12 protein-coding genes and 3 tRNA genes are annotated in these 12,223 nt (G+C 58.9%); 1 reads left to right on the forward strand and 14 read right to left on the reverse strand.

All coding sequences use genetic code 11. From position 1 onward, the window contains the following. Nucleotides 1-7: 7 nt before the first annotated feature. The 14 genes from nuoK to ACQY1J_RS14525 form a co-directional block, all read right to left on the reverse strand. Nucleotides 8-316: an NADH-quinone oxidoreductase subunit NuoK gene (nuoK, locus tag ACQY1J_RS14460; RefSeq protein WP_062453229.1), complete on the reverse strand. Its 309-nt coding sequence runs from the start codon at nucleotides 314-316 to the stop codon at nucleotides 8-10. A 27-nt stretch (nucleotides 317-343) separates the two neighbouring features. Continuing rightward, nucleotides 344-958 carry an NADH-quinone oxidoreductase subunit J gene (locus ACQY1J_RS14465; protein ID WP_062453230.1) on the reverse strand — a complete coding sequence of 205 codons (615 nt, stop codon included), beginning with the start codon at nucleotides 956-958 and terminating at the stop codon, nucleotides 344-346. Nucleotides 959-1,097: 139 nt separating this feature from the next. Further along, nucleotides 1,098-1,586 carry an NADH-quinone oxidoreductase subunit NuoI gene (gene nuoI, locus ACQY1J_RS14470; protein WP_062580005.1) on the reverse strand — a complete coding sequence of 163 codons (489 nt, stop codon included), beginning with the start codon at nucleotides 1,584-1,586 and terminating at the stop codon, nucleotides 1,098-1,100. Nucleotides 1,587-1,625: 39 nt separating this feature from the next. Then, entirely contained in the window at nucleotides 1,626-2,669 is a 1,044-nt protein-coding gene (nuoH, locus tag ACQY1J_RS14475) for an NADH-quinone oxidoreductase subunit NuoH (RefSeq protein ID WP_062454722.1), read from the reverse strand. Nucleotides 2,670-2,676: 7 nt separating this feature from the next. Further along, nucleotides 2,677-4,758 carry an NADH-quinone oxidoreductase subunit NuoG gene (gene nuoG, locus ACQY1J_RS14480; protein ID WP_192086710.1) on the reverse strand — a complete coding sequence of 694 codons (2,082 nt, stop codon included), beginning with the start codon at nucleotides 4,756-4,758 and terminating at the stop codon, nucleotides 2,677-2,679. Nucleotides 4,759-4,990: 232 nt separating this feature from the next. Beyond that, on the reverse strand, nucleotides 4,991-6,295 hold the full coding sequence (nuoF, locus tag ACQY1J_RS14485; RefSeq protein ID WP_113111038.1) for an NADH-quinone oxidoreductase subunit NuoF: 1,305 nt from the start codon (nucleotides 6,293-6,295) through the stop codon (nucleotides 4,991-4,993). Nucleotides 6,296-6,386: 91 nt separating this feature from the next. Next, complete coding sequence (gene nuoE, locus ACQY1J_RS14490; protein ID WP_082476136.1) at nucleotides 6,387-7,319, reverse strand: NADH-quinone oxidoreductase subunit NuoE; 933 nt, start codon at nucleotides 7,317-7,319, stop codon at nucleotides 6,387-6,389. Nucleotides 7,320-7,334: 15 nt separating this feature from the next. Further along, a complete protein-coding gene (locus ACQY1J_RS14495; protein ID WP_062453234.1) occupies nucleotides 7,335-7,583 on the reverse strand; it encodes a hypothetical protein in 249 nt (82 codons plus the stop codon). After that, nucleotides 7,583-8,773, reverse strand: a complete 1,191-nt coding sequence (locus ACQY1J_RS14500; RefSeq protein ID WP_062453235.1) for an NADH-quinone oxidoreductase subunit D — start codon at nucleotides 8,771-8,773, stop codon at nucleotides 7,583-7,585. Before ACQY1J_RS14500 ends, ACQY1J_RS14495 begins: the two co-directional genes overlap by 1 nt. 234 nt (nucleotides 8,774-9,007) lie before the next feature. Next, nucleotides 9,008-9,610: an NADH-quinone oxidoreductase subunit C gene (locus ACQY1J_RS14505; RefSeq protein ID WP_062454724.1), complete on the reverse strand. Its 603-nt coding sequence runs from the start codon at nucleotides 9,608-9,610 to the stop codon at nucleotides 9,008-9,010. Nucleotides 9,611-9,628: 18 nt separating this feature from the next. Further along, complete coding sequence (locus ACQY1J_RS14510; RefSeq protein WP_062453236.1) at nucleotides 9,629-10,210, reverse strand: NuoB/complex I 20 kDa subunit family protein; 582 nt, start codon at nucleotides 10,208-10,210, stop codon at nucleotides 9,629-9,631. Beyond that, nucleotides 10,201-10,566 (reverse strand): NADH-quinone oxidoreductase subunit A, encoded by a 366-nt coding sequence (locus tag ACQY1J_RS14515; protein ID WP_062453237.1) that lies wholly within the window; start codon nucleotides 10,564-10,566, stop codon nucleotides 10,201-10,203. The genes ACQY1J_RS14510 and ACQY1J_RS14515 overlap by 10 nt, the downstream gene beginning before the upstream one ends. Nucleotides 10,567-10,941: 375 nt before the next feature. Continuing rightward, nucleotides 10,942-11,018, reverse strand: a tRNA-Asp gene (locus ACQY1J_RS14520). Between the two features lie 58 nt (nucleotides 11,019-11,076). Further along, nucleotides 11,077-11,153 (reverse strand) — tRNA-Asp (locus ACQY1J_RS14525). 279 nt (nucleotides 11,154-11,432) lie between these two features. On the opposite strand from ACQY1J_RS14525, the gene ACQY1J_RS14530 reads away from it, so the two are divergent. Next, a tRNA-Val gene (locus ACQY1J_RS14530) sits at nucleotides 11,433-11,508 on the forward strand. Nucleotides 11,509-12,223: the final 715 nt, after the last annotated feature.

Genomic DNA, 12,223 nt, shown 5'->3' on the forward strand with positions numbered 1-12,223 from the left:
GACCCGATCAGCCCTTCATCATATTGACGTCTTCGACCGCGATCGAGCCGCGGTTGCGGTAGAAGACGACGAGAATTGCAAGACCGATGGCGGCTTCCGCAGCAGCGACGGTCAGAATGAACAGTGCGAACACCTGGCCGACGATGTCGTTCAGGAAGGACGAGAAGGCCACCATGTTGAGGTTGACCGCGAGCAGGATAAGCTCGACCGACATCAGGATGATGATGACGTTCTTGCGGTTCAGGAAGATACCGAACACGCCGAGCGTGAACAGGATGGCACTGACCGTGAGATAGTGGGAAAGACCGATTTCCATGTTTGTTGTTCCTTGTTCCCGCTACCTTCAGAGACCCTGGCCGGACTTGACCTTGACCACCTCGACGGCGGTTTCCGGCGTGCGTGCGACCTGCCTGGAAATATCCTGGCGCTTGACGTTGGTGCGATGGCGCAGCGTCAGCACGATGGCGCCGATCATTGCGACCAGAAGCACCATGCCGGCGAGCTGGAAGAAATAGACGTAATTCGTATAGAGCACATCGCCGAGGGCGGCCGTGTTGGTGCGCACGGCTGGGTTCGGGATCGGCATCGTGATGGATTTCGCCGCCTCCGGTGCCAGCACCGAGCCGCCGATCACGACGATCAGTTCAGCCGCGAGGATCAGCCCGATGACGATGCCGATCGGCGCGTATTGAAGAATACCGGAGCGCAGTTCGGCAAAATCGATGTCGAGCATCATCACGACGAACAGGAAGAGAACCGCGACCGCGCCGATATAGACGACGAGCAGGATCATCGCCAGGAACTCGGCCCCGGTCAGCAGGAACAGGCCCGCCGAATTGAAGAAGGTGAGGATGAGGAAGAGCACCGAATGGACCGGGTTCTTGGCCGAGATGACCATGAACGCCGACGCCACCGCGATGAACGCGAAGATGTAGAAAAAGATAGCCTGCAGACCCATCGTGGTGCCTTTTCGTTCCTCATCGGGCGGCGCTTCCAAAAAGCCCCCTGCCCGTCAGAACCCGGCGCTTCGAGCGCACCGAGATTAAATGATCAATGCTTGCCCGGCGCCCGATCAGAGCGACGGCATGCTCGCCCCGTTACCGGTAGGGCGAGTCGATCCCGATGTTGCGCGCAATTTCACGCTCCCAACGATCGCCGTTTTCGAGAAGACGTGCCTTGTCGAAATACAGTTCTTCCCGGGTTTCCGTCGAGAATTCGAAATTCGGACCTTCGACGATCGCATCGACCGGGCAGGCTTCCTGGCAGAAGCCGCAGTAGATGCACTTCACCATGTCGATATCGTAACGCACCGTGCGGCGGGTTCCGTCGTTGCGGCGCGGGCCGGCTTCGATGGTGATCGCCTGGGCGGGACAGATCGCCTCGCACAGCTTGCAGGCGATGCAACGCTCTTCGCCGTTCGGATAGCGGCGCAGCGCATGTTCGCCACGGAAGCGCGGCGAGACCGGACCCTTTTCGAACGGGTAGTTGATCGTTGCCTTCTGCTTGAAGAAATACCTCATCGACAGGAAGAAGGCGCCGACGAATTCCTTCAGGAACAGCGAGTTGATAGCCTGAGCAATAGCCATCTTATTCTCCAATGATGCCGAGTGACGAACGGGCCATGATCATGCCCATCCCATCAGTTTCAGCACGAATGCAACGATCACGACCATGGCGAGCGACAGAGGCAGAAACACCTTCCAGCCGAGACGCATGAGTTGGTCGTAGCGATAGCGCGGTACGAAGGCCTTCACCATAGCGAACATGAAGAAGACCATGGAGCCTTTCAGCATGAACCAGATGATGCCGGGAACCCAGTTGAGGAACCAGACGTCTACCGGCGGCAGCCAGCCTCCGAGGAAAAGAATAGTGGTCAGCGAGCACATCATCAGGATGGCGGCATATTCGCCGAGCATCAGCATCATGTATGGCGCTGACGAATACTCGACCATGTAACCGGCGACAAGTTCGGATTCCGCTTCCGGCAAATCGAACGGGGGACGGTTGGTTTCTGCCAGAGCCGAGATGAAGAAGATCACGAACATCGGGAACAGCGCCAGCCAGTGCCAGTCAAGGAACGAAGCCGGCAGACCCATCATCGTGCCGAGGCCGTCATGCTGTGCATTGACGATGTCGGTCAGGTTGAGCGAGCCCACGCAGAGCAGGACCGAAACGATGACGAAGCCGATCGAGACTTCATAAGACACCATCTGCGCCGCGGAGCGAAGTGCGCCGAGGAACGGGTACTTCGAGTTCGATGCCCAGCCCGCCATGATGATGCCGTAGACTTCGAGCGACGAGATCGCGAAGACGTAGAGGATACCGACATTGATGTTGGCGATAACCCAGTTCTGGCTGAACGGAATGACCGCCCAGGTAGCCAGCGCCAGCGTCACCGAAATCAGTGGAGCCAGAAGGAAGACGCCTTTGTTGGCGCCAGCCGGAATGATCGGCTCCTTCAGGATGAACTTCAAAAGGTCGGCGAAGGACTGGAACAGACCGAACGGGCCAACGACGTTCGGACCACGGCGCAGCTGAACGGCCGCCCAGATCTTGCGGTCGGCGAGAAGGATATAGGCAATGAAGACCAGAAGGCAGACCAGGAGCAGAAGAGACTGCCCAACCATGATCAGTGCCGGCCAAACGTAGGTCCAGAAGAACGAATCCATGTTCATATTACTCCGCCGCAACCTGGAAATTGTTGCGGGCCAGTGCCGAGCATTCCGCCATGACGGCAGATGCGCGGGCGATCGGGTTGGTCAGATAGAAATCCTTGATCGGCGTCGTGAAGCCGCCCTTGGAAAGCTCACCGGATTTCAGGCCGAGGGTGGCGATGTCGTTGACCGAGCCGGTCGCGATCTCATCGAGATCCGCAAAATGCGGGTGATCCGCATAGAGCTTCGCACGCAGAGCATAAAGCGAGTCGAACGGCAGCTTCTTGCCGAGCACGTCGGACAGGGCGCGGATGATTGCCCAATCTTCGCGAGCTTCGCCCGGCGCGAAGCCGGCACGGTTGCCCATCTGGACGCGGCCTTCGGTGTTGACCCAGGTGCCGGACTTTTCCGTGTAGGTCGCGGCCGGCAGGATGACGTCGGCGGTATGCGCGCCGTTATCGCCGTGGCTGCCGATATAGACGGTGAACTTGGCGTATTTCGTCGAGAATTCCATCTCGTCGGCGCCAAGCAGGAAGAGAACGTCCATCGACTTCAGCATGGTTGCGGCATTGGCACCCTTGGCACCCGGCACGAAGCCGAGATCGAGGCCGCCGACGCGCGATGCTGCGGTGTGCAGCACGCCGAAACCGTTCCACTCGTCCGTCAGTGCGCCAACGGAACCGGCAAGCTTTGCAGCTGCCTGAAGGATGGCGAGACCATCCGGACGGGAAAGAGCCCCCTGCCCTACGATGATCATCGGGTTCTTCACGCCGCGCAGCTTTTCGGCAAAGCTGTTGCTGCCGGACGAAAGCTCGGCAAGCGAGTCCGGGCCGGCGCCGAGATAGTCGTAGGCGTAGCGGAGTTCGCTTACTTCGCCGATCACGCCGATCGGGAAATTGCCGCGGCGGAAGCGCTTGCGAATGCGGGCGTTCAGAACCGAAGCTTCATAGCGCGGGTTGGCGCCGATCAGAAGCAGACCACCGGCCTGTTCGATGCCTTCGATGGTCGGGTTGAAGATGTAGCTGCCGCGACCAAGCGACGGATCGAGCGCCGTCCCGTCCTGGCGACAATCGAGGTTTTCCGAACCGAGCGAGTTCATCAGCGACTTCAGCGCGTACATTTCCTCGACCGAAGCCAGATCGCCGGCAATTGCGCCGATCTTGTCCCCTGATGTCGCTAAAACAGCGGTCTTGATCGCTGCGAAGGCTTCGGCCCAGCTTGCAGCCTGCAGACGGCCGTCCTTGCGGACATAAGGGCGATCGAGGCGCTGGGTTTTCAGACCGTCCCAGATGAAGCGGGTCTTGTCCGAGATCCACTCTTCGTTCACCTGCTCGTTGACGCGCGGCATGATGCGCATCACTTCGCGGCCGCGGGTGTCGACGCGGATTGCGGAGCCGACGGCATCCATGACGTCGATCGATTCGGTCTTGTTCAGTTCCCACGGACGAGCCGTGAAGGCAAACGGCTTGGAGGTGAGCGCACCGACCGGGCAAAGATCGACGACGTTGCCCTGAAGCTCCGAGGTCATCGCATGCTCGAGATAGGTTGTGATTTCGGCGTCTTCGCCGCGGCCGATCAGGCCAAGCTCGGAAATGCCGCCGACTTCGGTCGTGAAGCGGACGCAGCGCGTGCAGTGAATGCAGCGGTTCATCACGGTCTTGACGAGCGGGCCGATATACTTGTCTTCGACGGCACGCTTGTTTTCGGTGTAGCGCGAGCTATCGATGCCGAAGGCCATCGCCTGGTCCTGCAGGTCGCATTCGCCACCCTGGTCGCAGATAGGGCAATCCAGCGGATGGTTGATGAGCAGGAATTCCATCACGCCTTCGCGGGCCTTCTTGACCATCGGCGTGTTGGTGAAGACTTCCGGCAGTTCGCCATTCGGACCGCCGCGAATATCGCGCACGCCCATCGCGCAGGATGCCGCCGGCTTTGGCGGGCCACCCTTTACCTCGATCAGGCACATGCGACAGTTGCCTGCCACGGACAGACGCTCGTGGAAACAAAAGCGCGGGATTTCGGCGCCGGCTTCCTCACACGCCTGAAGCAGCGTGAAATGATCCGGGACTTCGATTTCCTTGCCGTCTACCTTCAGCTTCGTCATCGTCTTAACTACGCCCTCAGTTCATCCATCAGCTGTTTCGCCGAGGGACACATTCTTACTTCAACAGCGCCCTCGCCTGGCCGACCCAGTCGTCCCGCAAATTGCGCCCATCGAAACCCGATTCTACTTCGAACCGGGCGATATCTGTTTCGGACCAAGGCACGAACCCCGCAAGTCCTGCGACGCCTCTGTCCTTCGAATTCTTTCCAACCTTCGGGCTGATGCCGTCCGGTTACTCCGCCGCTTCCAAAACTGCGCCGTGCGAGGTCGAGTCCTTCGTGTACTGGTCGATACGCGCTTCGATTTCCGGACGGAAATTGCGGATCAGGCCCTGGACCGGCCAAGCGGCCGCGTCACCGAGCGCACAGATGGTGTGACCCTCGATCTGCTTCGACACCTGGAACAGCATGTCGATTTCGCGCTTCTGCGCATTGCCGCGCACCATGCGCTCGAGAACGCGCATCATCCAGCCGGTGCCTTCACGGCAAGGCGTGCACTGGCCACAGCTCTCGTGCTTGAAGAAGGCTGCGATACGCCAGATCGCCTTAATCACGTCGGTTGACTTGTCCATCACGATCATGCCGCCGGTACCGAACGAGGATTTGACCTCGCGCATGCCGTCGAAATCCATGATCGCGTCGGCCATGTCTTCGCCGCGAACGATCGGGCAGGACGCACCGCCGGGAATGACGCCGAGAAGGTTATCCCAGCCGCCGCGGATACCGCCACAGTGATGCTCGATGATTTCGCGGAACGACAGACCCATCGCTTCTTCGAAGGTGCAGGGCTTGTTGACGTGACCCGATACCATGAACAGCTTGGTGCCGACATTGTTCGGGCGGCCGATCGACGAGAACCACGTGGCACCGCGACGCAGGATGGTCGGGGCAACGGCGATCGATTCGACGTTGTTGACGGTCGTCGGGCAGCCGTAGAGACCCATATTGGCCGGGAACGGAGGCTTCAGGCGCGGCTGGCCCTTCTTGCCTTCGAGGCTTTCGAGCAGCGCCGTCTCTTCGCCGCAGATATAGGCACCGGCGCCGTGATGGACGTAAATGTCGAAATCCCAGCCGTTCTTGTTGTTCACACCGAGAAGACCGGCGGCATAGCATTCGTCGATCGCCGCCTGCAGGTCTTCACGTTCGCGCATATATTCGCCGCGGACATAGATGTAGGCGGTGTGCGCATTCATGGCGAAACCGGCAATCACGCAGCCTTCGATCAGCGTATGCGGATCGTTGCGCATAATTTCGCGGTCCTTGCAGGTGCCAGGCTCCGATTCGTCGGCATTGACGACGAGGTAGTGCGGGCGACCATCCGATTCCTTCGGCATGAAGGACCACTTGAGGCCGGTCGGGAAGCCTGCGCCACCACGACCGCGAAGACCGGAGGCCTTCATCTCGTTGATGATCCAGTCCCGGCCCTTCTCGATGATGATCTTCGTACCATCCCAGTGGCCACGGCTCATCGCGCCCTTCAAGGACTTGTCCTTGAGACCGTAGATATTGGTGAAAATGCGATCCTGGTCTTGCAACATGATCTATCTACCTACTCGACCGACTTTATCACATCGGATGTCATCATCAGCATGCCCGTAGTGACGGACCGAAACTTTGCCGCGCCCATCATCAGGAGCTTTCCCCTTCAGGCTTCGGCTTGCGGCTACGCTTCGGCTTCGTCTCGCCCGAGGGAACGCCGAGCTCTGCCGGAGCGCCTTCGGCCTTGCTCCCGGTCGCTGCTGGCGCCGTCTCGGTTGTCGTCGGCGAACCTTCGCCCTTTTCAGCAACCTTGACGTTCTCGGCAGCAGCCTTCGGTGCCGTGACCGGCGTCTTCAGCGACTTGTCGGTCTCAGGCGCCGTATCCTTCGGACGACCGGCATTTGCTGGCGGCACGGATGCGCCTTCGGTCACAGCCTGTGGCTGCGGCTCGAGATTGGTGCGGACCGGCTTGATATCGTCGACCAGCGTGATCGGAGCACCGATCGGTGCCGACTCATGACGGTCGATCTGCGGACCGGTCTTGACCTCGGCGCCCTTGCCTGCCTCGAACGTGTCGATGATTTCTTCAAGACGCTCGGGTGTCAGGTCCTCGTAGGCATCCTTGAAGATGATCACCATCGGCGCGTTGACGCAGGCGCCCTGACACTCGACTTCTTCCCATGACAGCGTGCCGGAAGCATTGAGATGCAGCGGATCGTGATGGATCTTCTTCTGACAGACCTTGATCAGATCTTCGGAGCCGCGAAGCATGCAAGGCGTCGTACCGCAGACCTGGATATGCGCACGGGTCCCGATCGGCTTCAGCTGGAACTGGGTATAGAAGGTCGCGACTTCGAGAACGCGAATATAGGCCATGTCGAGCTTGGCGGCGATATGCTCGATGGCGGAACGGGTGACCCAGCCATCCTGCTCCTGCGCACGCATCAACAACGGAATGACGGCCGACTGCTGCCGGCCTTCCGGGTATTTCCTGATCGTTGCCTCTGCCCAGACCGCATTCTCCTCGTTGAAGGAGAAGTTTGCCGGCTGGAACTGTTCTTCGGCTAGTCGACGAACGGACATGCTTTCAACGCCTTATCAGTTTATGACCCCGCACCGCGATCTCGTGAGTGTCACGAATTCGCAGGCATAGGCCGTCTTGTCTTTCTGCATGAACACGATCAGCTTCGTGCCGTTGAGTACGGATGTCTTGATCTCGTATCCCTCGGACAGGAGCGTAGCCATCGACGCCGAACCGCCGCTGACACTCGACAGCGCCTCCTGCGCCTGCGAGACCGCAGGAGCAGAGAGCACGAGAGCAGCGGCTGCGACGGCGCGAAGCTTCATCAGCGGTCAACCTCACCGAACACGATGTCCAGAGAACCCAACACCGCAGACACGTCCGCCAGCTGGTGTCCGCGACAGATGAAGTCCATCGCCTGGAGATGTGCATAACCCGGAGCGCGGATCTTGCAGCGGTAGGGCTTGTTGGTGCCATCGGCGACCAGGAACACGCCGAACTCGCCCTTGGGCGCTTCGACGGCCGCGTAAACTTCGCCGGCCGGAACGTGGTAGCCTTCGGTGTAGAGCTTGAAGTGGTGGATCAGCGCTTCCATCGAACGCTTCATCTCGCCACGCTTCGGCGGCACGACCTTGCCGTCGGTCGAAGACACTGGGCCGGTCTTTGCGTCGCTGAGCAGACGATTGACGCACTGCTTCATGATCTTGCAGGATTCGCGCATCTCGATCATGCGGATCAGGTAGCGGTCGTAGCAATCGCCGTTCTTGCCGATCGGAATATCGAAGTCGAGGTCGGCGTAGCATTCGTAAGGCTGCGACTTGCGCAGATCCCATGCCGCGCCCGAACCGCGGACCATGACGCCGGAGAAGCCCCAGGCCCATGCATCATCGAGACTGACGACGCCGATATCGACGTTGCGCTGCTTGAAAATACGGTTGCCGGTCAGAAGGTCGTCGATGTCGTCGAGCTTTGCCGGGAATTCATCGCACCATTGGCCGATGTCTTCGACCAGTTCCACCGGCAGGTCCTGATGGACGCCGCCCGGACGGAAGTACGCCGCATGCATGCGGGCGCCGCAGGCGCGCTCATAGAACACCATTAGCTTTTCGCGTTCTTCGAAGCCCCAGAGCGGCGGCGTCAGCGCGCCGACGTCCATGGCCTGGGTCGTGACGTTGAGAAGATGCGAGAGGATACGGCCGATTTCCGAATAGAGAACGCGGATCAGCTGACCGCGGATCGGGATCTCGAGGCCGAGCAGCTTTTCGACCGCGAGCGAATAGGCATGCTCCTGGTTCATCGGCGCGACGTAATCGAGCCGGTCGAAATAGGGCAAGGCCTGCAGATAGGTCTTTGTCTCGATCAGCTTTTCGGTGCCGCGATGCAGGAGGCCGATATGCGGATCGACACGCTCGACGATTTCGCCATCCAGTTCCAGCACCAGACGCAGAACGCCATGGGCAGCCGGATGCTGCGGACCGAAGTTGATATTGAAGTTCCGGACGTTGTGTTCCGTCATTTCAGCGCTCCGCGCTTTGGAAAATGGGCAACCGCCCGAAATTCTGCTTCATCGTCATGTCAATCAATTCAGACGAACGCCGACCCAGTAGGAACCGATCTTTCAGGGAGTGCAACCATGTTGCTGTCCTCTCCTGATATTTTAGACCGATATCACATTACCACGTCTAATCGACCCGCCTGCCCGCTCCCTCAACCAAGTCCACCCAACCCGGCAATTACCAAATCAACCGCGTCAGGTCTTCGCTTTCTCGTCACCGGGAAGAACGTAATCCGTCCCCTCCCAAGGCGACAGGAAATCGAAGTTGCGGAATTCCTGCCGGAGCTCGACCGGTTCGTAGACGACGCGCTTGACGCTGTCGTCGTAGCGAACCTCGACGAAGCCGGTCGTCGGGAAGTCCTTGCGTAGCGGATGCCCCTCGAAACCGTAATCGGTCAGGATCCGGCGAAGATCCGGGTGACCGGTAAACAGGATGCCGTAGAGATCCCATGCCTCGCGTTCGAACCAGTCGGCGCCCGGATAGACCGAGAATGCCGAAGGAACCGGTTCGTCCTCGCCTGTTGCAACCTTGATCCGGATACGCAGGTTCCGGTGAGGCGACAGCAGATGGTAGACCACATCAAAACGCTTCGCACGGGCCGGATAATCGACGCCGCAGATATCGATGAAGCTGATGAAACCGCATTTCGGATCATCACGCAGGAAGGTCAGAAGCTCGATGATGTTGTCGCTGGTGGCAATCAGGTTCAGCTCGCCATAGGACATCACCGCGTCTTCGACCAGCGACGAGCGCGATTCGCGAATGTAGGTCGAAAGCTCGCTCAGGGTCTCGGTCATCATATCCTCCTCAAGCCCTCAACGCTCGATCGTTCCGGTGCGCCGGATCTTCTTCTGCAGCAGGAGCACGCCGTAAAGCAGCGCCTCTGCCGTGGGGGGACAGCCCGGCACGTAGATGTCGATCGGCACGATACGGTCGCAACCGCGAACGACGGAATAGGAATAGTGATAATACCCACCGCCGTTTGCGCATGATCCCATCGAGATGACGTAACGTGGCTCCGGCATCTGGTCATAGACCTTGCGAAGCGCAGGCGCCATCTTGTTGGTCAGCGTTCCCGCCACGATCATCACGTCCGACTGGCGCGGCGAAGCGCGTGGCGCAAAGCCGAAACGCTCGACGTCATAACGCGGCATGGAAAGCTGCATCATTTCGACGGCGCAGCAGGCCAGACCGAACGTCATCCACATCAGCGAGCCCGTACGGGCCCAGTTGATCAGTTCGTCGGTCGACGTGACAAGAAAGCCCTTGTCGGCGAGCTCATTGTTGATCTCGCCAAAGAACGCGTCGTCGCTGCCAATCGGCTTGCCGGTATTCGGGTCGATAATACCCTTGGACTTCGGCGCGACGAGAGTTGTGCCGCTATCGACTACTCCCATTCCAGCGCTCCTTTTTTCCATTCGTAGATAAAGCCGATCGTGAGGACACCCAGGAACACCATCATGGACCAGAAGCCGAACCAGCCGATTTCACCGAAGGACACAGCCCAAGGGAACAGGAAGGCAACTTCGAGGTCAAAAATGATGAACAGAATCGACACGAGATAGAAGCGGATGTCGAACTTCATGCGGGCATCGTCGAAGGCATTGAAGCCGCATTCGTAGGCGGAAAGCTTTTCCGAATCAGGCGCCTTGTAGGCAACGGCGAAAGGCGCGATGAGAAGCGCCAGACCGATCACCAAGGATATACCGATGAAGATCGCGATCGGGACGTAGGAAGTGAGGAGTTCACTCATGATATTCGATCCCTGCTTGCCTTTAGCGCCGGGCGACGCTCGAACATGAATTCGACAAGCGTACGTGCATTGCAACAAGGCGTGACTAGCGCAGCGTGAGGAAAGGCGCAAGCCCTTTGAGTCCCCCTCACCTACCAATAATACTCCACTGGAAAACACCAGTTCGTTCGCCAACAAATCAGTACCCGACATGTTCCCGGCCAAGGGTCTGCCGACGGTCTTCTAACGATGGAGTTTCATTCAGGAATAGCGATTCGAGAGGCGCGGCGGACGGACGCTGCAACTCTCAGCGCGACAGGTGGGTTCGACGACCCGATCATTCCCCATCCCGGTGAGGATAGAGACGCTTGATCAGCTTGGAGGAAAGAAAGTAAATGGCGCGAGTGACGGGGCTCGAACCCGCGACCTCCGGCGTGACAGGCCGGCACTCTAACCAACTGAGCTACACCCGCGCATATTGCCGACTTTACGGCGCCGCATCATTTGGACACGACGTTCGAGGAAGAAGAATGGCGCGAGTGACGGGGCTCGAACCCGCGACCTCCGGCGTGACAGGCCGGCACTCTAACCAACTGAGCTACACCCGCACATTTCTTCAGAAACTTTCGTCTCTCACCAGGCAGCCTCGACTGCTCGGTTGGCCGCTTCCTAAGAGGTTCGACGGGAGGTGTCAAGCAAGTTTGAAGACAAAATAATGACGCCACTCACTTTCCCACATCGAGGCCCGTGGTTTGTCGTTAAGAACCCTTATCTGCCACGGATTTTGTCGAAAATTCAAAAAAATGTCGTCAAAGCTCTTGCGGTTTTCGCGCGATCCGCATAGATCACGGCCACCGAAGCGGCAGACGAAACGGTCTGCAGTTTAGGGGCGATTAGCTCAGTTGGTAGAGCGCCTCGTTTACACCGAGGATGTCGGCGGTTCGAGTCCGTCATCGCCCACCATTCTTCGGCCTTCCCTACCAGATAATTTCCGTAGAATGCTCTCTCGCTGATAATGGCACATGTTTGCCCATCACTGCCTTTTGGACGATTGCGTTGACCGGAAGTAGGCGGCGGCTCTAAGCGGCTCATCCGCTCCGACAGAATACTGCGCGACATCAACGCCAGGTTCCAACCGATTCGTTATCCAGTCTCAATCATTCGATCACGGGCAAATGACGTTGGCGAGCTACACAATTGTGGTTTGCATCGCTGAGGGGCTACGTTGCAAAAGACTGTCGGCCTGCACGACTATACGCGTTGTAGCATTTGGACGGCCGGCGAACACTCTCCGGTCTCCTGTTTTGTACGCCTGTCCGGCAGCACTTCAACCGGGACTGGCGCAGAGGCGAGCGGCATGCCATTGTCCCGCCATGAAAGCTGCCGCTGTCGCCTTTATTCTGCTCTCCTGCTGCGCCGTCTTCGTCGGCGGCATAGAGCTGTTCAAATATCGCCAAGGGGTCAAGCAACTCGCGGCGACCTACGCGCAGAGGCAGCCTTAGCGACAGCGCAGAAGCTCTCGTGCACTCGAAGCGCTTACCCGTTCAATCAAAGATGCTGAGTCGTTTGCTGATGTTCAGGTTCGGCATCACGCCGTAAGCCTGGCCCGTCCTGTAGGTGGTCTGCAGACAATAGTATGCGAAAATCCACAGGAAAAGGCTTGCCATAATCGAGATGG

The organism is Neorhizobium sp. DAR64860/K0K1 (genome assembly GCF_050500205.1).
Lineage (GTDB): Bacteria > Pseudomonadota > Alphaproteobacteria > Rhizobiales > Rhizobiaceae > Neorhizobium > Neorhizobium soli.

What these genes read in the sequence shown, in the direction of transcription:
- nuoI (WP_062580005.1), bottom strand. Translation starts at nt 1,586, where the DNA reads ATGGCTATTGCTCAGGCTATCAACTCGCTGTTCCTGAAGGAATTCGTC.
- nuoH (WP_062454722.1), bottom strand. Translation starts at nt 2,669, where the DNA reads ATGGATTCGTTCTTCTGGACCTACGTTTGGCCGGCACTGATCATGGTT.
- nuoG (WP_192086710.1), bottom strand. Translation starts at nt 4,758, where the DNA reads ATGACGAAGCTGAAGGTAGACGGCAAGGAAATCGAAGTCCCGGATCAT.
- nuoE (WP_082476136.1), bottom strand. Translation starts at nt 7,319, where the DNA reads ATGTCCGTTCGTCGACTAGCCGAAGAACAGTTCCAGCCGGCAAACTTC.
- nuoF (WP_113111038.1), bottom strand. Translation starts at nt 6,295, where the DNA reads ATGTTGCAAGACCAGGATCGCATTTTCACCAATATCTACGGTCTCAAG.
- ACQY1J_RS14465 (WP_062453230.1), bottom strand. Translation starts at nt 958, where the DNA reads ATGGGTCTGCAGGCTATCTTTTTCTACATCTTCGCGTTCATCGCGGTG.
- ACQY1J_RS14505 (WP_062454724.1), bottom strand. Translation starts at nt 9,610, where the DNA reads ATGACCGAGACCCTGAGCGAGCTTTCGACCTACATTCGCGAATCGCGC.
- nuoK (WP_062453229.1), bottom strand. Translation starts at nt 316, where the DNA reads ATGGAAATCGGTCTTTCCCACTATCTCACGGTCAGTGCCATCCTGTTC.
- ACQY1J_RS14500 (WP_062453235.1), bottom strand. Translation starts at nt 8,773, where the DNA reads ATGACGGAACACAACGTCCGGAACTTCAATATCAACTTCGGTCCGCAG.
- ACQY1J_RS14495 (WP_062453234.1), bottom strand. Translation starts at nt 7,583, where the DNA reads ATGAAGCTTCGCGCCGTCGCAGCCGCTGCTCTCGTGCTCTCTGCTCCT.
- ACQY1J_RS14515 (WP_062453237.1), bottom strand. Translation starts at nt 10,566, where the DNA reads ATGAGTGAACTCCTCACTTCCTACGTCCCGATCGCGATCTTCATCGGT.
- ACQY1J_RS14510 (WP_062453236.1), bottom strand. Translation starts at nt 10,210, where the DNA reads ATGGGAGTAGTCGATAGCGGCACAACTCTCGTCGCGCCGAAGTCCAAG.